General features: G+C 47.8%; 25 protein-coding genes. 20 read left to right on the top strand and 5 right to left on the bottom strand.

Features of this window, described 5'->3' with window-relative positions; translation table 11 throughout:
• The first annotated feature begins 4 nt into the window (after positions 1-4).
• Positions 5-655, top strand: coding sequence for a hypothetical protein (locus tag KNO66_RS09225; protein WP_214742141.1), 651 nt, complete (start codon positions 5-7; stop codon positions 653-655).
• A 9-nt stretch (positions 656-664) separates the two neighbouring features.
• On the opposite strand, the gene KNO66_RS09220 is transcribed toward KNO66_RS09225, so the two are convergent.
• Together KNO66_RS09220 and KNO66_RS09215 are read right to left on the bottom strand one after the other, a co-directional pair.
• Positions 665-1,429, bottom strand: a complete 765-nt coding sequence (locus KNO66_RS09220) for a MerR family transcriptional regulator (RefSeq protein ID WP_214742140.1) — start codon at positions 1,427-1,429, stop codon at positions 665-667.
• A 47-nt stretch (positions 1,430-1,476) separates the two neighbouring features.
• Positions 1,477-1,941, bottom strand: a complete 465-nt coding sequence (locus KNO66_RS09215) for a GNAT family N-acetyltransferase (RefSeq protein ID WP_214742139.1) — start codon at positions 1,939-1,941, stop codon at positions 1,477-1,479.
• A gap of 213 nt (positions 1,942-2,154) precedes the next feature.
• Between KNO66_RS09215 and KNO66_RS09210 the strand changes: the two genes are divergently transcribed.
• From KNO66_RS09210 to KNO66_RS09150, 13 genes are all read left to right on the top strand, one after another.
• Positions 2,155-3,858: a glycoside hydrolase family 13 protein gene (locus KNO66_RS09210; RefSeq protein WP_214742138.1), complete on the top strand. Its 1,704-nt coding sequence runs from the start codon at positions 2,155-2,157 to the stop codon at positions 3,856-3,858.
• A 117-nt stretch (positions 3,859-3,975) separates the two neighbouring features.
• Positions 3,976-4,638, top strand: coding sequence for a Type 1 glutamine amidotransferase-like domain-containing protein (locus KNO66_RS09205; RefSeq protein WP_214742137.1), 663 nt, complete (start codon positions 3,976-3,978; stop codon positions 4,636-4,638).
• Between the two features lie 34 nt (positions 4,639-4,672).
• On the top strand, positions 4,673-5,233 hold the full coding sequence (locus tag KNO66_RS09200; protein WP_214742136.1) for a GNAT family N-acetyltransferase: 561 nt from the start codon (positions 4,673-4,675) through the stop codon (positions 5,231-5,233).
• 51 nt (positions 5,234-5,284) lie between these two features.
• Positions 5,285-5,704: a YwiB family protein gene (locus tag KNO66_RS09195; protein WP_214742135.1), complete on the top strand. Its 420-nt coding sequence runs from the start codon at positions 5,285-5,287 to the stop codon at positions 5,702-5,704.
• Positions 5,701-6,129, top strand: a complete 429-nt coding sequence (locus tag KNO66_RS09190; RefSeq protein WP_214742134.1) for a hypothetical protein — start codon at positions 5,701-5,703, stop codon at positions 6,127-6,129. Before KNO66_RS09195 ends, KNO66_RS09190 begins: the two co-directional genes overlap by 4 nt.
• Before the next feature lie 167 nt (positions 6,130-6,296).
• A complete protein-coding gene (locus KNO66_RS09185) occupies positions 6,297-6,815 on the top strand; it encodes a GNAT family N-acetyltransferase (protein ID WP_214742133.1) in 519 nt (172 codons plus the stop codon).
• Between the two features lie 7 nt (positions 6,816-6,822).
• On the top strand, positions 6,823-7,539 hold the full coding sequence (locus KNO66_RS09180) for a hypothetical protein (protein WP_214742132.1): 717 nt from the start codon (positions 6,823-6,825) through the stop codon (positions 7,537-7,539).
• Positions 7,540-7,631: 92 nt separating this feature from the next.
• Positions 7,632-9,758 carry a (Fe-S)-binding protein gene (locus KNO66_RS09175; protein ID WP_214742131.1) on the top strand — a complete coding sequence of 709 codons (2,127 nt, stop codon included), beginning with the start codon at positions 7,632-7,634 and terminating at the stop codon, positions 9,756-9,758.
• Between the two features lie 83 nt (positions 9,759-9,841).
• Positions 9,842-11,185: a hypothetical protein gene (locus KNO66_RS09170; protein ID WP_251128077.1), complete on the top strand. Its 1,344-nt coding sequence runs from the start codon at positions 9,842-9,844 to the stop codon at positions 11,183-11,185.
• 80 nt (positions 11,186-11,265) lie between these two features.
• Complete coding sequence (rpoE, locus tag KNO66_RS09165; RefSeq protein ID WP_214742130.1) at positions 11,266-11,745, top strand: DNA-directed RNA polymerase subunit delta; 480 nt, start codon at positions 11,266-11,268, stop codon at positions 11,743-11,745.
• 247 nt (positions 11,746-11,992) lie between these two features.
• Entirely contained in the window at positions 11,993-13,588 is a 1,596-nt protein-coding gene (locus KNO66_RS09160; RefSeq protein ID WP_214742129.1) for a CTP synthase, read from the top strand.
• A 137-nt stretch (positions 13,589-13,725) separates the two neighbouring features.
• Positions 13,726-14,568 (top strand): TVP38/TMEM64 family protein, encoded by an 843-nt coding sequence (locus tag KNO66_RS09155; protein ID WP_214742128.1) that lies wholly within the window; start codon positions 13,726-13,728, stop codon positions 14,566-14,568.
• 31 nt (positions 14,569-14,599) lie between these two features.
• The gene (locus tag KNO66_RS09150) at positions 14,600-15,145 is read left to right on the top strand and encodes a GNAT family N-acetyltransferase (protein WP_214742127.1); all 546 of its coding nucleotides are present in this window, start codon (positions 14,600-14,602) and stop codon (positions 15,143-15,145) included.
• A 3-nt stretch (positions 15,146-15,148) separates the two neighbouring features.
• On the opposite strand, the gene KNO66_RS15005 is transcribed toward KNO66_RS09150, so the two are convergent.
• The 3 genes from KNO66_RS15005 to KNO66_RS09135 form a co-directional block, all read right to left on the bottom strand.
• The gene (locus KNO66_RS15005; protein ID WP_214742126.1) at positions 15,149-15,826 is read right to left on the bottom strand and encodes a helix-turn-helix transcriptional regulator; all 678 of its coding nucleotides are present in this window, start codon (positions 15,824-15,826) and stop codon (positions 15,149-15,151) included.
• A 121-nt stretch (positions 15,827-15,947) separates the two neighbouring features.
• A complete protein-coding gene (locus KNO66_RS09140) occupies positions 15,948-16,154 on the bottom strand; it encodes a hypothetical protein (RefSeq protein WP_214742125.1) in 207 nt (68 codons plus the stop codon).
• A 211-nt stretch (positions 16,155-16,365) separates the two neighbouring features.
• Positions 16,366-17,481 carry an NADH-dependent flavin oxidoreductase gene (locus KNO66_RS09135; RefSeq protein WP_214742124.1) on the bottom strand — a complete coding sequence of 372 codons (1,116 nt, stop codon included), beginning with the start codon at positions 17,479-17,481 and terminating at the stop codon, positions 16,366-16,368.
• A gap of 261 nt (positions 17,482-17,742) precedes the next feature.
• Between KNO66_RS09135 and KNO66_RS09130 the strand changes: the two genes are divergently transcribed.
• The 6 genes from KNO66_RS09130 (at position 17,743) to murA (ending at position 23,443) form a co-directional block, all read left to right on the top strand.
• Positions 17,743-19,401 carry a glycerol-3-phosphate dehydrogenase/oxidase gene (locus KNO66_RS09130; protein ID WP_214742123.1) on the top strand — a complete coding sequence of 553 codons (1,659 nt, stop codon included), beginning with the start codon at positions 17,743-17,745 and terminating at the stop codon, positions 19,399-19,401.
• A 126-nt stretch (positions 19,402-19,527) separates the two neighbouring features.
• Positions 19,528-19,887, top strand: a complete 360-nt coding sequence (locus KNO66_RS09125; RefSeq protein WP_214742122.1) for a YxeA family protein — start codon at positions 19,528-19,530, stop codon at positions 19,885-19,887.
• A gap of 92 nt (positions 19,888-19,979) precedes the next feature.
• Entirely contained in the window at positions 19,980-20,339 is a 360-nt protein-coding gene (locus KNO66_RS09120; RefSeq protein WP_214742121.1) for a response regulator, read from the top strand.
• A gap of 161 nt (positions 20,340-20,500) precedes the next feature.
• Positions 20,501-21,355, top strand: coding sequence for a class II fructose-1,6-bisphosphate aldolase (gene fba / locus KNO66_RS09115; protein WP_214742120.1), 855 nt, complete (start codon positions 20,501-20,503; stop codon positions 21,353-21,355).
• Between the two features lie 153 nt (positions 21,356-21,508).
• Positions 21,509-22,159, top strand: a complete 651-nt coding sequence (gene fsa, locus KNO66_RS09110) for a fructose-6-phosphate aldolase (protein WP_214742119.1) — start codon at positions 21,509-21,511, stop codon at positions 22,157-22,159.
• Between the two features lie 27 nt (positions 22,160-22,186).
• The gene (gene murA / locus KNO66_RS09105) at positions 22,187-23,443 is read left to right on the top strand and encodes a UDP-N-acetylglucosamine 1-carboxyvinyltransferase (RefSeq protein ID WP_214742118.1); all 1,257 of its coding nucleotides are present in this window, start codon (positions 22,187-22,189) and stop codon (positions 23,441-23,443) included.

Below are 23,443 nucleotides of genomic sequence, written 5' to 3'. Positions count from 1 at the left end.
GGAGATGCGAATGGTGTTGTGTATGGGAGACCACTGGAGTTCACCCTTTGTTTATCAAGCGGTTCGTGATTTAGGTGTCACGCACGTGGTCATGGAAGATGGCCCTGCTCCGACGTACGTCACAACGTGGAAAGAACTTTTACAACAGTCGTATATGCACCTCATGACCCCAATGATGCGTTTATTTAGCAAAGAACGGATTGAGGAGTTAAAAACACGATATCCTTTCGAGGAACAGTCCATCCCGGAACAACGAATGACACGTGTCGTTTCTTTGAACGACCAAAAAGCGGAACATGTCATTCGACACCTGCAACCCGATGTGATCATCTTACACGAAACGACTGATCTGGATGAACGCTTTTTGCAGGAAATGAGTTGTCCCATTTTAAAACTTACTCCGACCCTGGCAGAAAGCCAAAGACATGCATATTGGGGGTTTCATACCTACACGTCAAGAAAAGAAATTCAAATTTGTCAGTGGACGAAGAAGGGGTGGATTCCTCTTACGAGCGAGGTATTGTACACAGGCGGGTCAGACAATTTTTCCACATTCCCTTATATCTACTTAGCAACGGGTTTGCCGATGTTATGGGAACAACTTCAGAAAGGGTCGCAGCAAGACACCGAGCGACGACAAAAAGTCCAAGCCTGAGGCTTGGACTTAGCTGTTAGCGATACAATAGAATTGGATGGCCTCGTTATAATACACAGCGAGTCCTGGCTCAAAGCGATCATAAAATGCCGTGAATCGCTCATCCGCCACATACATCTGTCCGAGTCCACTGAACATGTCGAGAGAACAGTCGTAAAAGTACGTGTCGATGAAGCGATGATTGTCTTTGACAATCGATTGGACTCGTTCATCTTCGATAGCGACGTGTTCGCGATATAAATCGACGAGTGGCGCAATTAAATCGAGTTGCATTTGGTTGATCCGTTCCCAGTCTTCTTTGGAACGTGCCGATGCCCGACCTTGCGCGGTTTTGTATGCTGTACTGTCTCCCCAACGCTCTTGTACCTCATCTTGATGCTTCGCCTCATGAGCTTGAATCTCCTCATAAGACAATCCGTCAAACAATGATTTGTCATCCATCGGAATCCCTCCTTTGAGTGAGGTGAGGGTCGCTTCTGCCGTCTCGGCGAGCTGCGCGAAATAGGCGGCTTTCTGTCGCAACGCCTCGATATGCTCGCTCAATACATCAATCCGGTTGAACGTCGTCGAATCAAGCAATTCCCCGATTTGATCGAGGGGAACATCGAGCGTGCGATAGAGTAAAATGAGTTGCAACCGTTCCGCATCGCTCGAAGAATAACGCCGATAGCCGTTAACGTCGCGACTCGCAACGAGAAGACCGATTGCGTCATAATGCCGAAGCGTTCGTGTTGTCGTTCCGGCGAGTGATGCAAGTTGCTGAATTGAATACATCCCTTCACCTCCTTAGTCAAAGCGTAAAGGTTGACGTCGCGTCAAGGTCAAGCCTGTTTTTCAAATAATGAGAATCCGTTTCGTTCACCGATATAGCGGAAGCCGAACTGAGGATAGTAGTTATTCAAGAAGGCGTTGTCCGCGACACAGTCCAACCGAACGGTCGTAGCCGTGTTTGCTAAGGCATGTTGCATCAAACGTTCCCCGATGCGTTCACCTTTCGCGCTTGAATCCGTGACGAGTCGATGTAAGTAGACGGCACCGTCCACGTCATTCCATAGATTATGGTCCCAATCGGTCGGTGGGATGAGACTGACTGCACCAACCACTTTCTGATTTCGTTCGTATACAAACACCGTCCCTTTCATCAAGTCGTGACGAACATAATCCGAGCGACTCGGCTCTAGGTATTTGACCCATTGTGACTTCCCGGCTGCCTGAAATTCTTTCGCTTTCTTTACAATCAATTGGTCGATGGCTGAAAAATCATCAAGTGTAGCGATTCGAAACATGATGAGGCACCTCGCTTTCATTTCTTTTCAAAATCGTGTAGGGTACACGTTGAGTATGCTGATGAAACATCTTTGTATCATCGAATGTTTTTTGGTAAGATAAATTTATTGCATCGTGCAAACGATTGCGCTAATGATATAAAGTTCACAGCACGAATAAGATAAGTATAAATGATGAGCAGTGAGTTTTGGGACAAGGAGTATCTAGATCACATGCAACTTTTACAACGAGAACAACAAACACAAACGCTTAAACGCAACTGGTGGAAAGAAGCCGTCGCCTATCAGATTTATCCGCGCAGTTTTTATGACGCGAACGGAGACGGAATTGGAGATATTCAAGGAATCATTGATAAGCTCGACTATTTGAAAGACCTTGGCATTGACGTCATCTGGATTTGCCCGATGTACAAATCGCCAAACGATGATAATGGGTATGACATTAGTGACTACCAAGACATCATGGATGAATTCGGTACGATGGAAGACTTCGACCGCTTATTGGACGAGGTGCATCAGCGCGGTATGAAACTGTTGCTCGACCTTGTCGTCAACCATACGTCTGATGAGCACCCTTGGTTCATTGAATCGAAGAGCTCAAAAGACAATCCGAAACGTGACTGGTACATTTGGCGCGACGGGAAACCGGACGGATCGAAGCCGAATAACTGGGAATCCATTTTTGGGGGTTCGGCTTGGGAATTCGATGAAGCGACGGAGCAATACTACCTGCACGTCTTCTCGAAGAAACAGCCGGACCTCAACTGGGAAAATCCAGAGATGCGTACAGCCGTATACGACATGATCAACTGGTGGCTCGAAAAAGGAATCGACGGGTTCCGTGTCGATGCGATCAGTCATATACGCAAGAATCCGACGTTCGCCGATTTGCCGAACCCGAACGACCTCGACTTTGTACCGTCATTCGAGATGCACATGAACGTGGACGGAATTCACGACTACTTAGAAGAGCTTCGTGACGAGACGTTCAATAAGCATGACATCATGACGGTCGGTGAAGCAAACGGTGTATCACCTGACGATGCGCACCTTTGGGTCGGCGAAAAAGAAGGGAAGATGAACATGGTCTTCCAATTCGAACACATGGACCTTTGGAGTGAGGATGCCGATTCGAAACTAGATGTCGTCCATTTGAAGAACGTGTTGACGAAATGGCAAAAAGGACTTGAGGCCGATGGATGGAACGCCCTTTATGTCGAAAACCATGACCAGACACGTACGGTCTCGAAATGGGGAGACGATGAGCGTTACTGGAAAGAGAGCGCGAAGTCGATTGCGATGATGTATTTCCTCATGCAAGGAACACCATTCATCTATCAAGGTCAAGAAATCGGGATGACGAACGTCAAATTCGATTCAATCGACCAATATGATGATATTGCGACACGCAACCGCTACTATATCGGTGTCGAGCAAGGGAAGAACCATGACGAGATGATGCGCATCACATGGAACTCGTCACGCGACAACACCCGCACACCGATGCAGTGGAGTGATGCTCCAAACGCTGGCTTCACGTTCGCGGAGAAGCCGTGGGTTGGTATCAATCCGAACTATACGGATATCAACGTCGAATCACAGCTTGAAGATGAGGACTCCATCTTTAACTTCTATAAAGAGATGATTCAACTTCGTAAAGATGATGAAACGTTTGTCTACGGGTCATACGATGTCGTCTTGCCAGATCACCCGGAAGTCTATGCGTATACGCGTACACTCGGTGACACGCAGTACCTCGTCGTCACGAACTTGACGGCGAAAGAGACGATGTTCGATATGGGTCAACCGCTTCGTGCGCAAGATGTCGTCTTGAGCAACATGCCGGTTGAAGGTGATGCGGAATCGTCGCTCCTTCACTTGAAACCGTTCGAAGGTCGCGTGTATAAAATCAGCTAATTTTTCATGACTGGAAGGTCGTAGGCGAGAATTTGTCTACGGCCTTTTGTTGTGAATAGAGGGGATGACGGCGACTCATGCGAACTCCTTATATAGATGAAAAAGGAGGAGTTATAGATGAGACTATTATTGACGTCAGCAGGCATTAAGAACGAAAGCATCAAACGAGCGCTTCTGGAACTATTGGGTAAACCGATTGAGGAGTGTGAGGCGCTCTGTATACCGACAGCCATTTATGCACTGAACGGGGGAACGAAACACGCATGGAACTTTTTCAATGGGGATTTCTCGACACCGATGTGTGAGTTAGGTTGGAAGTCGGTTGGGGTGCTCGAACTGAGCGCGCTTCCGAGCATTGATGAATCGGTGTGGAGACCGGCGTTTGAACAGGCCGACGTCCTGTTAGTGAACGGTGGCGACCCGCTCTTTTTACATCATTGGATGGAACAGTCCGGGGTGGCGGCGTTACTCCCTTCTTGGAATGGAGTTTACGTCGGATTGAGTGCGGGGAGCATGGTGATGACCCCACGAATCGGGGAGGAATTTGTCGGATGGCGTTCATCCGATGAGCAGAGCGATGAGACGTTAGGGTTTGTCGACTTCTCGATTTTTCCGCACCTAGACCATGAAATGTTACCGGGGAACACATCACGTCATGCAGCGGATTGGGCGGAGACATTACAAGCACCAGCTTATGCGATTGACGACGAGACGGCGATTCGTGTGAAGGATGGGAAGGTCGATGTGATTTCAGAAGGGAATTGGAAAAAGTTTTTCTGAATGTGTCTAAGCAATAGGAAGGGGACATGAGAGATTGAACCGATTTACTCATCAACGAAAAACGAATCGAATCATCTTACGACCGTTAGAGAAGCAGGATTATGACACATGGTTAGGCGGCTTTACGTACCGTCGTGTTTCGCAACACATGTACGATCCTGGGAAATTAGATATGAGAGACTGTACATCTGTTTGGTTTGATCAACTAGTCGATACGCATCAATCGCTTGCGCATGAGGACCGTGCCTATATCTTTGCCATCTTTCGGATTGAAGACGGGGCGCACCTTGGCATGGTAGACTTCTCTACCTTGGCGCGAGATGGGTTTCATTGGGGAAGGATTGGATATACGATTCATAATCAACACTGGGGTCACGGATATGGAAAAGAAGCGGTCGACCTAGCGATGGAGATCGCATTCGAAGAGTTATCCTTCCAACGGATCGAAGCACATATCAACCTAGACAATGGGGCATCGGTGTTACTTGCGGAGCGTGTCGGGATGACATACGAATGCACGAGAGATGGGTTCATCTATGAGAACGATGAGTGGGTAGACCATCTTGTCTATGTGAAAACGAAGCACCGTCGATAGAACGATTCCTGCTAAATATGGTACGATGAGTTGACGGAAAGGGGGATGAGCATGGCGATTGAACCACTTCGCGTGCGTGTCCAGCAAACAACACGGATGAGTGACATGCCGGAGGCGATCGAACTTTCGGCTGACGGCTTATATTATCCATTGAAGACGGGATTTATTCTCATGTTTGACCAACAACAAGAGGACGGACCGGTCCCGACGACAATCAAGTATACGCCGGAACGATTGGCACTCATCTGCAAAGGACCGATCGAGATGAATCACTCCTTCATCGAAGGTCGCTTCACGCAAAGCTTATACAAGAATCCATATATGTCGATGACGATGGCGACGACGACATCGCGACTCGATGTGTCCGAAGAATCATGTACGTTCGTATATGAATTATCCATGAACGAAGAAGACGTAGGGATATATGAGGTACATGTCGCATGGACATTTGAAGGAGGAGAGGACGTATGAACTTTACAGAACGTGTAAACAAGATTGAAGAAATGTTAAATGAAGACTGGTTTGAGATGCTCGAAACGAACGAAGAAGAGTATGAAGAGTGGCGCGGTCGTCTTGAAGATCATGCCGAACAAGTGATTGCCCATTATGACCAGGAGAACGGGGTCGATGTCAATTCAATCGATAAACTGCTTCAATTGAATGATGAGTTCCCGCTTCTTTACGGAGAAGATACGGTTCGCCTGTATATCGCACTCATCGAGGCACGCCCAGAAGACAAAGCGGTTTACGATCGGTACGTCGATTATTTGGCTGCCATCAGCGATGCATCACACGAACAGTTTTTACATTTCCATACGCTCGTCGAAGCGGGACGGTTAGAGGAAGCGAGACAACTCGCGCCACATATGCCGCAACGTCTCGGACTTGAAGAGTAAGCATAGCGAAAGTGTCATCTGAACAAGATGGCGCTTTTTTTATGGTTGAAAGGGGACACAATTCATTCCGAACGTCTATTTTAATTGGCGTGTGCGTTCCCTAAGATGAAGGAACAAGGAAATCAATTTAGAGAACGCGAATGGAAAGAAATAAAGGGGGAAATGGGATGTTGAGACTAATCAAGACGTCTGTCGAACAAAAAGAACAGATTCTCGCATTTTTAGAGGAATGGTATGAACGCGATGAGCGGATCGTCCCGACTTCGGTGGACCGTGAAACGACGGACTTCGAGGCATACGTCAACACGTTGCGTCAGAAAGAGCTACGTGAACATATAGAGGAAGGCTGGGTCCCGAGCACGACGTATTGGCTCACGGACGGGAAAGAGCTTCTCGGGGCAGCGAACATTCGTCACGAGTTGAATGAATCACTTTTGAAGATTGGCGGTCATGTCGGGTACGGGGTGAAACCGAGTGCGCGCGGGCGCGGACTCGCTACCATCCAACTGCAACTTGCGCTCGAGAAAGTAAAAGAACTTGGCATTGAGCGTGCACTCATCACGTGTAACAGGACTAACGTCGCTTCCCGTCAAGTCATTTTAAACAACGGGGGTATCGCGGACACACCGTACACGGAAGAGGACGGGACGATCGTCGAGCGGTTTTGGATTGACTTGAGAGGGTGAAGACGAGATGGCGGACTGGATTATCATCTATTTGGCGCTGATTAACTTCTTCGGCATTTATTTGTTTCGGGAAGAGACCGTACCTTCAAAGAAGTGGTTCTCTTTCTCAAGTGGGATCGCCATCACGTATTTCTTCATGTATCTTTTGCCGTCGTTGAACAAACGCCAGGACACGCTTCGCGTCGATTGGTTGAATCTGGCCCTACCTTCAGAGATTTATATCGTCAGTCTCATCGGATTCACGATGTTCTACGGTACGATGCGGTTCGTTCGAACCCCTCACTTTCAAGATGAGGCGGTCGATCGGGCCGTTTCGTATTGGCTACAGGTGACACTCCTTACAGCCTATATGACCTTCTCAGCGTATGTCGTGACGGCCGACTCGGTGACGTTCGTTGCGAGAAGCTTCTATGCAACAGCGCTCGGCGTGCATTTTTTAGCGCTCGGTCATGACTTGAATCGGCACTATGGTGAACGTTACATGCGACAAGGACGCTACTTGTTGAGCGGCGGGATTTTGCTCGGTGGGTTCGTTTCACGCTGGATTGACTTGGCTACGCACATCGAAGCGCTCTGCTTTGCGTTCGTGGCTGGGGCGATGATTCTCAATATCGTGAAGTTTGAACTCCCGTCGGATCGAAATCTGCACTTCCGCACATTTGTATTGGCGGTATGCAGTTATGGGGGATTATTGCTCATCTTGAAACATCTTCTAAACTTCTAACGAGAACTTCACAAAAATGAATGACTGTTCATTCATCATTTGATATACTGAATTCAAGATTGAATCCGTTTTCATAAGGGGGAGTTTTGGGGATGTCTACATTTTTAATGGTCAACTGGATTCTATTCTTGCTCGTCCTCGGCTATGGTGTATATTTATTTGCTACGCTGGTTCATCAGCGCTATACGTTCATCAAGCTCGGGAAGAAAGCAGAATGGAGCCAAACGAACAAAGAACGACTTGAACAGGTCATGATCAACGTGTTCGGTCAAAAGAAATTGTTGAAGGATAAAAAGAGTGGCGCCATTCACGTCATGATGTTTTATGGCTTCATCCTCGTCCAATTCGGGGCGATTGATTTTATTTGGAAAGGACTAGCGGTCGGAACGCGCTTCCCACACATTCCGCTCGGTCCACTTTATCCAATCTTTACATTCATGCAAGAAATCGTCATGCTTATGATTCTCGTCGCGGTTGTTTGGGGATTCTACCGTCGTTACGTCGAGAAGCTCGTACGCTTGAAGCGAAACTTCTTAGCAGGTCTCGCCCTCATCTTCATCGGTGGGTTGATGGTTTCCGTCTTATTTGGGAACGGGTTTTACCTCGTCTATAAGGAAGAGCTTCCGATGTGGGGTGAACCGGTCGCGACACTCATCGGGTCTGTATTATCTTGGGTACCAGGTTCGGTCGCTTTCGCCTTATTTGTTGTCTTTTGGTGGATGCACCTCTTATTCTTACTCAGCTTCATGGTCTACATTCCACAAGGGAAACACGCGCACTTGATCGCCGGCACGCTCAACGTTTGGCTCGGCCGCACACACAAAGTCGGTCGCTTGGCACCTGTTGATTTTTCAGCGATGGAAGAAGCGGAAGAGTCGGATGAAGAGATCGTCTTCGGGGTCAACAAGATTGAAGACTTTAACCAGAAGCAGCTCGTCGACTTATACGCCTGTGTCGAGTGCGGACGTTGTACGAATGTATGTCCGGCAACCGGAACTGGGAAGATGTTGTCGCCGATGGACTTGATCGTCAAGCTTCGTGACCATATGAATATGAAGGGTGCGGCGGTCACGAGAAAATCACCGTGGGCACCGGCACTCATGTTCCAAAACACGCAAGGTGCTGAAATTGCAGCAGCGGCGCAAGATGGACATATGCTCGTTGCAGACGAATTGATCGGTAACGTCATCACGGAAGAAGAAATCTGGGCGTGTACAACATGCCGGAACTGTGAAGACCAATGTCCGGTCATGAACGAGCACGTCGATAAAATCATCGACCTTCGTCGTTACCTCGTCATGATGGAAGGGAAAATGGACCCAGAAGCGCAGCGCACGGTCGCTAATATCGAGCGTCAAGGAAACCCGTGGGGAATGAACCGGAAAGAACGCGAGAACTGGCGTAAGGACACAGAGCTCGTCATCCCGACGGCGAAAGAGAAGAAAAAAGCGGGAGAAGAATTTGAGTATCTCTTCTGGGTCGGCGCGATGGGCTCTTACGATAGCCGTAGCCAAAAAGTCGCGCAGAGCTTTGCGAGCGTGTTGAACAAGGCAGGTGTCTCCTTCGCCATTCTCGGAAACGAAGAGAAAAACTCAGGGGACACACCACGCCGAATCGGAAACGAGTTACTCTTCCAAGAACTCGCCGAAGCGAACATTAAACTCTTTGAGAAGTATGGCGTGACAAAAATCGTCACGGTCGACCCGCACGCGTACAACACCTTCAAAAATGAGTATCCGGACTTCGGTTTGACTGACGTGAAAGTGTATCACCATACCGAATTACTCGCCGAGTTGCTCGATACGGGTCGGATTCAGCCGGATCTTCAAGTGAACGAACGTGTCGTCTATCACGACTCATGTTACCTCGGTCGTTACAATGGCATTTACGACGCACCACGATTTGTCCTCGAACGCATCCCGGGTGTCGAACTCGTCGAAGCCACACGTAACCGTGAAAACGGTATGTGCTGTGGAGCCGGTGGTGGTCTCATGTGGCAAGAAGAAAAAGTCGGGACACGTGTCAACGTGGCTCGGACGGAACAACTTCTTGAAACGAAACCGACCGTCATCGGTTCGGCATGTCCGTACTGTTTGACGATGTTGTCTGATGGAACGAAAGCGAAAGAAGTCGATGAGACCGTCGGCACGTTCGATGTCGTCGAATTGCTCGATCGTTCGCTGAAAGCCATCGAGATTCCAGAACCAGTTGTACAATAATAGATAAACAAGGCATGAATCAATCTCATGCCTTGTTTTTTTGTACGTGCAACGGGAAAAGGGAAATGATGTGATTCACAGAGATGAAAGAAGGGACAACGATGAAACAGTTGGTGGTTCTTCTCACAATTGTCAGTGCGCTCAGTAGTCAAATCCTTCCCCAGATTTTGTTTTTATCTATCATGGCTGTCGAAGAGGGTGTCGGGCGTCTCATTCCATTCCTGATTTTTTATGTGGCGAGTATGTCTGGTCTCTTATTGTGGGTGTATGTCATTGGTCGACGTGGTTCAAAGGATACGTTTTTAATTGCTTTGTCTATCCTTGTCGTCGGTCTCGTGTGTTTTGTTCTTCCATTTGATCGTGCCATTGAATGGAGCGCATTTTTGGTAGGTGTCGGCTCGATTGGAGTCGGTACCATCATGACGACGATTTTATCGCAATTGAATGAATTGAAGCCTGCTGCGAAAGCTGACTCGAATGAAGAGAGTGGCAGTTCATTACCATTAGTCCTCGCGTTAGTCGGCTGGATCGCTGTGTTCTCTTACGCATTGTCACAGTCGTACAATCTTGCCATCACCTTATTCTTAGTGAGTCTCATTTTGCCGTGGCTATTTGTACGAAAGTTGCCCCTTCAAAAATCGGCGACATGGCAGTTTGAAACCCGTTCTTTTCTCCGCGCCTTTATCGCGATCACCGTCTTTACGTTGATTAGTCGTCTCCTTAGTCTCTTGGAAGGAGCGCGAGGCTACATTGAAGTGTTTAGTCTGATGATTATTTTGTTAGCATATGTGGGTTGGTTGTTATTCCAAAAACGAGTTCGCGCCTTCATTGGGGCGAGTCGGACGCGCCAAGTTCAATTATTGTCATTTGTCATCGGATTGTTCGGCGGTTGGACGTTGATTGGTGCTGTGTTTGTCAGCATTGCTCTCTATTCGTTCCAAGTGTTAATGATATATGTGTTCGTTCCGTTTTTAGTCGGCGTGATTGGTTGGATCTTGTTTGGTCATATATTTGATTTTGCGCGACACCCTTATCTCGTTTTACTGATTTCTTCCCTTGTGTTTTTCCTTGGTTTTCTTAATCCGCTTGCGTTCATACCGGTATTGTTCGTAAGTGGATATACACAGACGATGTATTCTAATGTGAGTCACACGTATCTATTTGGTGAGTATGGTGAAAATAAAGAATTCGCATCATTACTTCTTCAATTATGGAAGCGGTTCGGAATGGTCGTGTCGTATTCGTTCTTGATGGTCGGATTATTAGCGTACGGTTTATACGTTGGACAGACCGTCAATACGGAATTATCGTTTCAAATCCCGAGAGGTTGGATGTTTGGTGTTTTGGGCCTGACGTGGTTGTTCAATATCGGGTTGATTAGTGTCTATTGGTTCCGTGTTCGAGCCGAGGTATTCAATGAATCATAATTTCCTCTAGCTTTTTCATATCGCTTTTGTTTATAATGAGGAGTGATGTTTAACTAGTGACGGAAAAGGAGTGTCCTTTAATGAATAAATCGTTGATTGATTTCGTTTATGAACTTCTCCAAGAAACTGGCGAACAGCCTGTTTCTTTTGATGAGATTCGCGAAAAAATCAAGCAAAACTATACGTTTGCGAGTGAAGAGGATGAACTCGAGAAAATCGCACAACTTTACACCGATTTGAACATCGACGGGTTGTTCGTCAACTTAGGAGCAAACCGTTGGGCGCTTCGCGTTTGGTATCCATTCGACAAGTCGGATGAAGATCTCGTTATCGAAGCACGTCAACGTGGTGAGCTTGACGAATTCGAAGAAGAGTTCGAAGAAGCAGACGAAGGCATCGTCGATATCGAAGATGACTTGGATGTATTCGCAAAAGTTGAAGATTACGATTCATCTGAATTCGATGATGAGGACGAAGAAGAAAAAGTAGAAGGCCTTGATGACTTCAAGGATGACGACTTGGACGACGACCTCGATCTCGAAGACGAGGATGATTTATAAGAGACCGCAAAAAGCCGGGCATTGCGCCCGGCTAGGCGTGTCTCTTTTTCTTTTTTAGTCGTTTTCATCGACTTGAAAAAAAGAAAAAATAATATCTTGACGACTGTATCGTCTCTGGCGTAAATTAGTCATGGGCTAGTTTAGCACGTAACGATGCAGCAAAAGTGTCCCCCATTCACGGGGGCACTTTTGCTTTTTTTGTTTTTTCGTTTCCCGATGGTTGGTATTCAAGAGAGGAGAAAGAAACATGACAAAGTACATTTTCGTAACAGGCGGGGTAGTATCTTCGCTCGGTAAAGGGATCACGGCAGCTTCACTCGCGCGTCTACTCAAAAATCGAGGACTCAACGTGACGATTCAAAAGTTTGACCCATACATCAACATCGACCCAGGTACGATGAGCCCGTATCAACACGGAGAAGTATTCGTCACAGATGATGGCGCTGAGACTGACCTTGACCTCGGACACTATGAGCGTTTCATCGACATTAACTTGTCGCAAAACGCGAACGTCACATCAGGACGCATTTATTCGACTGTCTTGAAAAAAGAGCGTCGTGGAGACTATAACGGTGGAACGGTTCAGGTCATTCCACATATCACGAATGAAATCAAAGACCGTGTCTTCCGTGCAGGTCGTGAGACGAACGCTGATGTCGTCATTACAGAGATTGGTGGAACAGTCGGAGATATCGAATCTCTTCCGTTCATCGAAGCCATTCGCCAAGTAAAAAATGACATCGGGAAAGAGAACGTCATGTACGTTCACTGTACGCTCGTTCCTTACCTTCGTGCGGCAGGTGAGATGAAGACGAAACCGACGCAACACAGCGTCAAAGAGCTTCGCAGCTACGGGATTCAGCCAGACATTATCGTTCTCCGTACAGAGCACGACATTCCGGAAGACATGCGTGAGAAAATCGCACTCTTCTGTGATACGCGTAAAGAAGCGGTCATCGAAGCACAAGATGCGTCGACACTTTACGAAGTACCACTCAACCTCCAAAAACAAGGGATGGACCAACTTGTCAACGACTACTTCGGTTTCAACACACCGGCTGCCGACATGACGGCTTGGAAAGAGCTCGTTCACACGGTCACACACCTTGAGAAGAAAGTGAAAATCGCACTCGTCGGGAAATATGTCGAGTTGCGTGATGCGTATATTTCAGTCGCAGAGGCGCTCAAGCATGCAGGTTATGCGTTCAACGCGGACATCGACATCGACTGGATCAACGCAGAAGACGTGACAGCTGAAAATGTCTCAGACATCCTCGGCGATGCAGACGGGATCCTCGTTCCTGGTGGATTCGGAGAACGTGGTATCGAAGGGAAAATCGAAGCGACACGTTTCGCTCGTGAAAACAACGTGCCATTCTTCGGAATCTGTCTCGGGATGCAACTCGCGACGGTCGAGTTTGCCCGTAACGTCTTGAAGTTGGAGGGTGCCCATACGGCTGAAATCGATCCATCGACACCGTATCCGATCATCGACCTTCTCCCAGAGCAAAAGGACATCGAAGACCTTGGCGGCACACTTCGTCTCGGACTCTATCCATGTAAACTCGAAAAAGGGACGAAAGCGCATGCCGCATACGATCAAGAGCTCGTCTACGAGCGTCACCGTCACCGTTATGAGTTCAACAACGAATACCGTGAAGCGTTCGAAGCAGAAGGCTTCAAGTTCTCAGGAACGAGCCCAGACGGTCGTCTCGTAGAAATCATTGAGATTCCAGAACACAAGTGGTTCGTGGCATCACAATTCCACCCAGAGTTGATTTCGCGTCCAGAACGTCCACAACGTCTATTCCATGACTTCATCCAAGCGTCACTTGGAGAATAAGTGATTGAAAGCCACGATCCGAAATGGATTGTGGCTTTTCTACATCAAAAGCATGAGAGGGAAGGTGCCCTCGGCAGGATACATCCCCTCCACTTTGTGGGTACACTAGAAGTAGAACGGGGAGAGGGTGATGGCTCATGAAAGAACGACATTCGATTTATCTTGGATATGGATTGGGACTTATCGCGCTCAGTCTGTTGCCGTTCGTCGTCCTGCCTTCACTCTTATTGCCGTACCAACTCGGTTGGACAGGCGTTGTTTTACTCGCCCTCTCGGTCGGACTACTTCGGGCCATTCGGGACGGCTCGAATGTCATCCTGAAGCAGATGTGGAAAATTACGTTCTCTCTCTTCTTGATTTTCGTTCTCGTCTATTACGTCTCGTTCGGACTCGTCCTCTATGACACATACGGGTTGGATCGTCTATTAGAACAATATGAACGACAGGCGGTTTGGGTGTTCGCGGCATTTAGCTTCTTACAGCCGATCGCCTTACCGGTCCCAGAAGCGGTCAGTGTGCCGATTGGGAGCGTGGCGCTCGGACCGTTTCGCGCAGCTATGGTCGGGAGTATTGCGACCACGCTCGGCATCTTTGTCATGTATGGGTTGGCCCGGTTCGGTCGTGAGCGAATCATTCGCTGGGTCGACGAGGAGAAGTTGAAGACGTACGACCGATATGTGAATAAGTACGGTCTTGGAATTTTGCTCGTGTTGTTCATCATTCCGATTTTGCCGGATGAGGTCATTTGTCTTGCGGCCGGGTTCAGTCGCGTGCCATTCCCGCGTTTTGCGGGTATCGCATTCGGGGCAAAACTCGTCACGTCGTTCGGGCTTGCCTATTCTTTATCCATCGGACAATTGTTTATGACCGATTCGAGTCCGATTGCCATCGCTTCCGTCATGGCGAGTTTGATTGTCTTGATTCTCGCGTTCATTTGGCGCAAACGAAAAAAAGGGGATTCGAACGGGACGCAAGAATAAGGTAAGGACGATTTATAGAGAGGAAGACAAGATGCGACAAGACAATGAAGTGGTCATTCGACCGATTGAAGCACAAGACTTATCACGACTATGGGAATTGATTTACCGCGAGGCGACACCGGAATGGAAACAGTGGGACGCCCCTTACTTCGAACATAAGGCGCTGTCCTACGAAGAGTTTCAGCAAATCGAACAGTCGCTCATTCAAAAAGATGACATGTGGGTCATTGAGGTCGATGGGATTGTATATGGGACCGTTTCTTACTATTTCGAGGATACCGGACGAGAGTGGCTCGAGATGGGCATCATCTTACATCAGTCTGACCGCTGGAATCGTGGTGTCGGGACGCGTGCCCTTCGCTTATGGACCGAGCATCTATTTGAGACGCTACCAGTCGTCCGTGTCGGTTTGACGACGTGGTCAGGAAATGAACGCATGATGCGGGTCGCTGAAAAAGTAGGGATGCAACTGGAAGGTCGAATCCGTCAAGTGCGTGTCGTGAATGAGAAGCGCTATGATTCGATTCGGATGGGCATATTACGGGAAGAATGGAATGAAAAAACGTTGAGGACATAAACCTCAACGTTTTTTTTGATGGTGTGATTGACGATATTGTAGGGGTGTCATGTTTTGGTAAGTTTTGAATGTACTGATGAACGTTGTACATGAAGAAAAACAATACGATTTCGCAATTGCACAAATAGGGGACGAGGTCACAATCAAATCGCTCATCGAGGCCTCGATTCGACGTCTGCGAATGCGTTCTGAAATGGTTTCACCCGTCTCCTGTTTAAATAAAGACGATAAATAATTGTTAGATAACCCGACTCCAATCGCTACGTTTGATAGAGACAAAGTGGGGTCGGTTAAGTGTTCCTCAATCAATCGGATGGCGGACAGAACGCGATGATCCGAAGAAACTTGAAAAGATACAAATGACATCATCGTAGCCAATGATTCTGTAATGACAGGGATTGCATAGACAAAATCGAGTGGGGTATCAAGTTCATCGACCAGTTTTAACAGTGCACTCGTGTATGCTAGTGATGTTTGGACATTCGGATTAGAAGCAGGAACAAGGCGACTCACATGATAGGTGAGTCCTCGGAAATAAAGCCGAACGCCATGATATTCATCAATCATGGGGTGCTTTAACAAATCGATAGTCAATGTTTCGAGCAATGTATTCGCTAGATGAAGTTGATTACTCTGAAGAGCCCGTATAATCTGCTCATCCAATTCATAAAAATTTTCCACGTAACTTTGGTCTGTGAAATGACTTTTTTCTCGAGCGAGATGGGTTAAAAACTGTTGTCGGATTCTATTTTCCATATAACGGTTCACTTCTTTCCTTGCGGGTAGAAGCGATCAAGAATGCTCATTTGGACGCATGTCGTTTCGTTTGCTGTTTTAGCTCCGCGATTTCTTTAGTAAATGCTCGTTCGTGTGATTCTGAAGAGTCTTGCATTCGTTGCTGAATGGCCTGGCTTTGCTGTCGAAATGCTTCCGTTTTGCGTTTAAATTGCTGCTGATATTGACGGTGTTGTTCATTGTGTAAATTCAAATCTACTGGTTGGTCTGCCATTAGGATATAGTGCCCCTTTCAACAAAAAATCAAACAGACTGACCCAACGCATCGTCAATACTAGATTAAAATTGTGTGATAAATGTGAAAAGTGGAATATATAAAATTTAGAAAGAAAATCAAATAAAAATGTGTCTAATATGTGTCTGAAATGTGTCCGCAACAATAAAGAAACGACAGACATAAAATATGTCTGTCGCATACTAACGATTTATTTTACTTCTTGATCTTTAATTGGGAACCACCCGGCACGTGTCGTGATGGCGTTCCATAGTGGAGCGGGGACGGCGAGTTCGGCTTGTTTGTTCAAGTCGAGTGCGGTCTCAATCTCGTCTTCACGGTCCGATTTCACTTTTTCGAGCCATTCCGGGTCGATGATCAGTTCGCGACCGAGTGCGGCAAGGTCGACAACCTCGAGCGCATCTTCCACTTGCGCCGGACGCTGAAGCTGCCCGACTCCGATGAGTGGGATGGCACCATTGATCCGTTTGGCGATGCGGTCAATCGAACGCTCCGTGACATTCTCATCGCGCATGGAAGCTGTATTGAAGTTCCAGAGAGACGCGTGAATATAATCGACGCCTTCCTCTAAAATCATATCGAGCAACACATCCGTGTCGTCGAGTGTGATACCTGGCTCTTCGATTTCTTCTGGTGAGAAGCGATAGCCGACGAGGAAGTTTTCCGCATCTGCGGCGGCTTCTTTGACACGACGAATGACTTCGCGTGGGAACGTCAAACGTCCATGGACATCACCGCCGAAGCGATCTTCACGGCGATTTGAGTGCGGTGAGAAGAATTGTTGAATCAAGTAAGTGTTCGCTCCGTGAATCTCGACTCCGTCAAATCCGGCTTCGATGGCGCGACTTGTCGCTTCACCGAACGCCTCGATGATGGCTTCGACTTCTGACGTCTCGAGGGCACGTGGTGTAGCGGCGCCTTCTCGGACAGGTGCGACGGCACTTGCACTGACAGGTTGTTCGTTCGGGACGAGTTCAGGTGGTGACATCCGTCCTGCGTGGAAAATTTGAAGGATGGCTTTTGCGCCTTCCGCTTTTAAACTTTCCGCCAATTGACGGAGACCTGGGATGAATTTGTCGTCATTGACCCCGAATGCGTTCGGGAACCCTTTCCCGTCTTCTGTCACGTACGCGCAAGCCGTGATGGCGAGCCCGACGTTTTGCGCCCGCTTCCGATAGTAGGCGAGCTCATGCTCGGATACTTCGCCTGTTGGTTCTGATGAGTAATGTGTCATCGGTGCCAACACGAGGCGGTTCGGTACTTCGACACCATTTTTGAACTGAAAAGGTTGTAACATACGTTTCATCTGAAATCCTCCTTCAATATGATACCTTGAAGTCTAAGCTTCTCGACTCAAAAATGCGAGTTGGATGCTTGTGAAACGGCACATTGCAGGTTGAATAAGCGTAAGAGATGATTGAACTGAAAAGAATAGGGTATAATACAGGAGAAAAGTTGATATCCGGTTCGAGACAATAGAGAGACCACAACAGAAGGGGGAAGCCTTATTTTTGTTGTGGTCTCTTTTTCTATTCATTGAACCGTACTTACTATAGGAGGGAATAAGATGGAAATCAGAAATTTCTCAGCGAAAGAACGAGCGAAACGATATGAACAACTGACGAGTGAACGTCATGACGTTCTTGTTGTCGGTGGCGGAATCACAGGAGCGGGGATTGCGCTCGATGCATCGTCGCGTGGGATGAAGACAGCCGTCCTCGAGATGCAAGACTTTGCGGCAGGGACATCAAGTCGTTCGACAAAACTTGTTCACGGGGGACTCCGCTATTTGAAACAATTCGAAGTGGCGCTCGTCGCCGAAGTCGGGAAAGAGCGGGCCATCGTATATGAGAACGGTCCACACGTCACGACACCGGAACAAATGCTCTTACCGATGCACAAGGGAGGCACATTCGGTCCCTTCTCAACATCAATCGGGCTCATGGTGTATGACTTCCTCGCAGGTGTCAAACGGGCAGAACGTCGCATGATGCTCAAGCCGGATGAGGTCATCAAAAAGGCACCGCTCGTGAAGAAAGATGATTTAGTCGGAGGCGGCTATTACGTTGAGTACCGCACAGATGACGCACGATTAACGATTGAAGTGGCGAAAGAAGCCGCAAACCACGGTGCGCTTCTCATGAACTATGCGAAAGTGACAGGACTGATTTACGAGAACGGGAAAGTAGCCGGTGTCCACGTCGAAGACCAAATCGACGGGTCGACATATGACGTCTATGCGAAAAAAATCATCAATGCGACCGGTCCATGGGTTGATGAGTTACGAGAAGAAGATAACTCGAAAAAAGGCAAGCAACTTCGTTTGACGAAAGGGATTCACTTGGTCATCGACCAGTCGAAATTCCCGCTCAAACAAGCAATTTATTTCGATACACCAGACGGTCGCATGGTCTTTGCGATTCCACGCGGAAACAAAGCATACGTCGGAACGACGGATACGTTCTTCGATAAAAACAAGGCGCATCCACGCATGACGACGGAGGACCGTGATTATATTTTGGATGCCATCCACTATATGTTCCCGGACGTTCATGTCACGGCAGATGATGTGGAGTCAAGCTGGGCCGGTATTCGTCCATTGATTTACGAGGAAGGGAAAGATCCGTCTGAAATTTCACGTAAGGACGAAATCTGGCAGTCAGACAGTGGCTTGATTACGATCGCCGGCGGTAAATTGACAGGGTATCGCAAGATGTCAGAGACGGTCGTCGACCTCGTCGCCAAATTGTTGAAAGAAGAAGAAGGTGTCGTTTACTTGGCGAGCCGGACGAAACATATGCCGATTTCGGGTGGTCATGTCGGTGGGTCAAAAGGCTTCCAAGACTTCCTTGATAAGAAAACGAAAGAACTTCAAAATCATGGTCTCGATGCAGAACACGCGGAAGCGCTCGTCCGTCTATACGGATCGAATATCGATCGCGTCATCGAACGAATGGATGCGAATGCATATGACCTTCCTGAAATCGTCTACGCGCAATTAGTATACGGAATTGAGGAAGAATCGGTTGTTCGTGCCATCGACTTCTTAATTCGTCGGACGGGTGCGATGTTCTTTGATATCGACTTCGTTCGTCAATACAAAGACGGTGTCCTTCGTTGTATGGCTGACGTCTTTAAATGGTCAGACGAGCGTTTGAAAGAGGAACGTGAAGAGGTCGAGAAAGAAATTGAAATCGCGGTCGTTCCAGTGACGGTCGAATCATAAGATTCAATGTGTAACACGAGAGGTTCATTCTGAACAGGATGAACCTTTTTTATAGGGTGGTTTCATGTTTTCGGAATAACGGTATATCTCATAGGTAGTAACTCTTACCTTGAAGGAGAACAGGTTATGAAACGAAAACTTATCGCCGTCTTAGTGATCGGTGTTCTATTAATAGTCGGCTGGCGCTTTGTCGATTCAAATCGAATTTTGGCAGATGTGTATTATGTCAAAGTTCCGAACGCGGAAGTAGCGACACAGACATCGAACGGCTATCGATACGATCTCATCGGATACGATGAAGACGGGAAGAAACGATCTCTAGCCATTGCAACCTCTTCACTTCTAGCAGAAGGGGATTATTTGAAAGTGTTTGTGAAAGAAGAAGATGCGGAAGTGACCGATTATGAACGGGTCAATCAGTTAGAAGTGCCTGAACAATTGAAAGAAGAACAGGAAGTAGACAGTTCCGAACCATCGTTCCCTTGATTTCAAAAGATAGGCATCGCGAAAAAGAAACGAGTTTGGTATGGTTGAATTGTTTGATTATGGAAACCGACGTAAGGAAAGAAGGGACATGCATGTCACGGATGTTAATAGCAGATGACCAGGACGGGATTCGTACGATGCTCGCGCAAGTGTTTACAAACATGGGTGTAGACGTAGATACAGCGAAAGATGGCGTCAGCGCCTGGGAGTTTTTAGAGCGAGAACAATACGACTTGGTATTACTCGATATGAATATGCCTCGTATGTTTGGACATGAAGTGTTACGTCGCATGCGCGAGGAGAACGTGGAAACGCCCGTTATGATCATGACGGCATTTGGGGAAGAAACGGTGATCGAAGAAGTTCGTCGACTCGGAGTCGCTGCACAATTTGAAAAGCCGTTCGATATTTATGGAATGATTGAAAAAGTGAAAGAAGTCTTGAAAATTTGACGTTTCGTCACCAAGATGACATATGTAAACGCTTGCGCTAAGCCATTTCTATGCCCGAATAGCATAGGCACATGTTTTGCGGTGTGTTATAATGGGAACGAATTGCACGGGGGAACTTTTCCCAAACGTGTATAATAGCGAACAGACAGGAGGATGTCATTATGCCATTAGTATCAATGACAGAAATGCTTAACAAAGCATTCGAAGGCAAGTATGCAGTAGGCCAATTCAACATCAACAACCTCGAGTGGACGCAAGCGATTCTTCGCGCTGCGGAAGACGAGAAATCACCAGTAATCCTCGGTGTATCTGAAGGTGCAGCGAAGTACATGGGTGGCTTCACAACAGTTGTCAAAATGGTTGAAGGTCTCATGCACGACTACAACATCACTGTTCCAGTTGCAATCCACCTTGACCACGGTTCTTCATTCGACAAGTGTAAAGCAGCGATCGACGCTGGATTCACATCAGTCATGATCGACGGTTCACACCACCCAATCGACGAAAACGTCGAAATGACGAAACAAGTTGTCGAGTACGCGCACGCTAAAGGTGCTTCTGTTGAGGCAGAAGTCGGTACTGTTGGCGGCGAAGAAGACGGCGTCATCGGTGGCGTACAATACGCTGACCTCGATGAGTGTGTACGTGTTGTTAAAGAAGCGAAAGTAGATGCACTTGCTGCAGCACTCGGTTCTGTACACGGACCATACCAAGGTGAGCCGAAGCTTGGCTTTAAAGAGATGGAAGAAATCGCGAAAGCGACACAAACTCCACTCGTTCTTCACGGCGGATCAGGAATTCCTGAGCACCAAGTTAAAAAAGCAATCGAGCTCGGACACAGCAAGATCAACGTCAACACAGAGTGCCAACAAGAGTGGACTCGTGCGGTACGTGAGAAGCTTGACGCTGACTCGAAAGTATATGACCCACGTAAAGTTATCGGACCTGGGATCGAAGCGATCTACAACGTCGTAACTGGCAAAATGCGTGAGTTTGGTTCAAGCAACCAAGCATAATCCTGTTTGATCAAGTCGGTTCTCTATGAGGACCGACTTTTTATATTTTTGCTCCGTCGTCCCGAGTCGAATCTGACAATGGGTGTAGTAATTCGCTTAGTCTTTCCGCATAATAGAGATTGTAAGCGATCACAATTAGAGGAGGAGACACATATGCGTTTTTTCATTGACACAGCAAATGTGGAAGACATTAAAAAGGCTCACCAAATGGGCGTCATCGGAGGCGTGACGACCAATCCATCGCTCGTCGCCAAAGAAGGTGTCGACTTCCATACAAGACTTCGGGAAATCTGTGAGATCGTCGGGGATCTCTCAGTCAGCGCTGAAGTTATTGCACTCGATGCGCCGGGTATGGTGAAAGAAGGAAAGGAACTTGCCGCCATTGCGCCGAATATTACGGTAAAGGTACCGATGACGCCAGCGGGGATGGAAGCGGTGAAACAGTTTAAAGAACTCGGGATCAAAACGAACGTCACGCTCATCTTTAACGCCAACCAGGCGCTACTTGCAGCACGCGCCGGCGCATCATATGTTTCTCCGTTCATCGGACGATTGGATGATATCGGACAGGACGGACTCGATTTAGTCGAAACCATTGCGAACATCTTTGCGATTCATGGCATCGAAACAGAAATCATCGCGGCATCTGTACGTCACCCGGTTCACGTGACGAAGGCTGCACTTCTTGGGGCTGACATTGCTACGGTCCCATACAAAGTCATCGAACAGATGATGAAACATCCGCTCACAGACAAAGGTATTGAGCAGTTCTTAGCGGATTGGAACAACGCTCAATCCAAATAAGTCCGTCGTAGAAAGGTTTTGATTAGCGTGGAAATTTTGCATATCGTTGGGCAGCAAAAATTAGAAGGAACCGTCGAGATTAGCGGGGCGAAACAGAGCGCTCTCCCTTGCCTTGTGGCTGCACTTCTTACGGAAGAGTCGGTGACGATTGAAAACGTTCCGATGATTGAAGATGTGGAAGTGATGGTCAATCTGTTGAAAGAGCTCGGGGTTCGAGTGGAACGTGATGGCGAACGGACGACCATTCATTCGAATGAGGCGGTCGCCATGCCACTTCTCGGTTCTGAGACGCGGAAAGTCCGTGCCGCTGTCTACTTGCTCGGGGTCTTCGCCGCCCGTTTCGGAAAAGGTGCGGTGGGGCTACCTGGGGGATATGCGATTGGTCCACGACCGATTGATTTACATTTGAAAGCACTAGAGCGTCTTGGGATTCGTGTCGAGAATGAATCGGGACTCTATCATGTCCGGGTCGAGGAACTTGTCGGGAATCGAATTTATTTGGATTTACGGTCATTTGGGGCAACGGTGAGTGCCATGCTCGCAGCGGTTTTAGCGGAAGGGACGACGGTCATCGAAAATGCGGCCTGTGATCCGGAAGTCGTGGACGTGGCGACGATGCTCACATCGATGGGAGCGCACGTAAGTGGTGCCGGAACCGATGAAATTCGCATCAAAGGTGTCGAACGTCTGCATGGGTGCACGCACACGTTGATTCCAGATCGCCTTGAAGCCGGAACGTTCATGATGTTCGGTGCGGTGTCTGGTAGTGTGACCGTACAACCGGTCATTCCGACACACCTCGAAGGGGTCATCCAAAAATTATTGGACTTCGGAGCAGACGTCCAAGTCGGTGAGGAATCAGTCACCGTGACGGCCGACCGCTACGTGCCGACGGACATTCGGGTATTCCATTATTCTGGATATCCGAGCGACCTGCAGCCGATCATGTCTGCTGCTTTATTAAAAGCAGAGGGGACGAGTATCATCACCGATAAATTATATCCTCAGCGATTCCGGCATATTGCCGAGATGCGACGGATGAACGCACAAATCACACTTGAAGATGCTTCGGCGGTGATTCGTGGAGGGAATGCGTTAGCGAATGCCGAGATGGAATGTACGGATGCACGAAGTGCCGCAGCACTTGTCTTATCGGCACTTCAAGCAAATGGAGAATCGACATTGCTACATGCGGAACGATTGAATGATTCATATGTCGACTTTGTCGGCAAACTAAAACAACTTGGTGCGCTCGTATGGGTAGACGAACACACTGAAGTATAA

Source organism: Exiguobacterium sp. s48, assembly GCF_018617395.1.
Classification (GTDB): domain Bacteria; phylum Bacillota; class Bacilli; order Exiguobacteriales; family Exiguobacteriaceae; genus Exiguobacterium.
Note: the sequence above shows the minus strand (reverse complement) of the source record. Positions and strands in the feature narration are given on the sequence as shown.

What these genes read in the sequence shown, in the direction of transcription:
- KNO66_RS09125 (WP_214742122.1), top strand. Translation starts at nt 19,528, where the DNA reads ATGAAACGAAAACTTATCGCCGTCTTAGTGATCGGTGTTCTATTAATA.
- KNO66_RS09135 (WP_214742124.1), bottom strand. Translation starts at nt 17,481, where the DNA reads ATGAAACGTATGTTACAACCTTTTCAGTTCAAAAATGGTGTCGAAGTA.
- KNO66_RS09205 (WP_214742137.1), top strand. Translation starts at nt 3,976, where the DNA reads ATGAGACTATTATTGACGTCAGCAGGCATTAAGAACGAAAGCATCAAA.
- rpoE (WP_214742130.1), top strand. Translation starts at nt 11,266, where the DNA reads ATGAATAAATCGTTGATTGATTTCGTTTATGAACTTCTCCAAGAAACT.
- KNO66_RS09175 (WP_214742131.1), top strand. Translation starts at nt 7,632, where the DNA reads ATGTCTACATTTTTAATGGTCAACTGGATTCTATTCTTGCTCGTCCTC.
- KNO66_RS09120 (WP_214742121.1), top strand. Translation starts at nt 19,980, where the DNA reads ATGTCACGGATGTTAATAGCAGATGACCAGGACGGGATTCGTACGATG.
- KNO66_RS09220 (WP_214742140.1), bottom strand. Translation starts at nt 1,429, where the DNA reads ATGTATTCAATTCAGCAACTTGCATCACTCGCCGGAACGACAACACGA.
- KNO66_RS09140 (WP_214742125.1), bottom strand. Translation starts at nt 16,154, where the DNA reads ATGGCAGACCAACCAGTAGATTTGAATTTACACAATGAACAACACCGT.
- KNO66_RS09190 (WP_214742134.1), top strand. Translation starts at nt 5,701, where the DNA reads ATGAACTTTACAGAACGTGTAAACAAGATTGAAGAAATGTTAAATGAA.
- KNO66_RS09160 (WP_214742129.1), top strand. Translation starts at nt 11,993, where the DNA reads ATGACAAAGTACATTTTCGTAACAGGCGGGGTAGTATCTTCGCTCGGT.
- KNO66_RS09225 (WP_214742141.1), top strand. Translation starts at nt 5, where the DNA reads ATGCGAATGGTGTTGTGTATGGGAGACCACTGGAGTTCACCCTTTGTT.
- KNO66_RS09215 (WP_214742139.1), bottom strand. Translation starts at nt 1,941, where the DNA reads ATGTTTCGAATCGCTACACTTGATGATTTTTCAGCCATCGACCAATTG.
- KNO66_RS09195 (WP_214742135.1), top strand. Translation starts at nt 5,285, where the DNA reads ATGGCGATTGAACCACTTCGCGTGCGTGTCCAGCAAACAACACGGATG.
- KNO66_RS09155 (WP_214742128.1), top strand. Translation starts at nt 13,726, where the DNA reads ATGAAAGAACGACATTCGATTTATCTTGGATATGGATTGGGACTTATC.
- KNO66_RS09130 (WP_214742123.1), top strand. Translation starts at nt 17,743, where the DNA reads ATGGAAATCAGAAATTTCTCAGCGAAAGAACGAGCGAAACGATATGAA.
- KNO66_RS09150 (WP_214742127.1), top strand. Translation starts at nt 14,600, where the DNA reads ATGCGACAAGACAATGAAGTGGTCATTCGACCGATTGAAGCACAAGAC.
- KNO66_RS09170 (WP_251128077.1), top strand. Translation starts at nt 9,842, where the DNA reads ATGAAAGAAGGGACAACGATGAAACAGTTGGTGGTTCTTCTCACAATT.
- KNO66_RS09180 (WP_214742132.1), top strand. Translation starts at nt 6,823, where the DNA reads ATGGCGGACTGGATTATCATCTATTTGGCGCTGATTAACTTCTTCGGC.
- KNO66_RS09185 (WP_214742133.1), top strand. Translation starts at nt 6,297, where the DNA reads ATGTTGAGACTAATCAAGACGTCTGTCGAACAAAAAGAACAGATTCTC.
- KNO66_RS09210 (WP_214742138.1), top strand. Translation starts at nt 2,155, where the DNA reads ATGCAACTTTTACAACGAGAACAACAAACACAAACGCTTAAACGCAAC.
- fsa (WP_214742119.1), top strand. Translation starts at nt 21,509, where the DNA reads ATGCGTTTTTTCATTGACACAGCAAATGTGGAAGACATTAAAAAGGCT.
- fba (WP_214742120.1), top strand. Translation starts at nt 20,501, where the DNA reads ATGCCATTAGTATCAATGACAGAAATGCTTAACAAAGCATTCGAAGGC.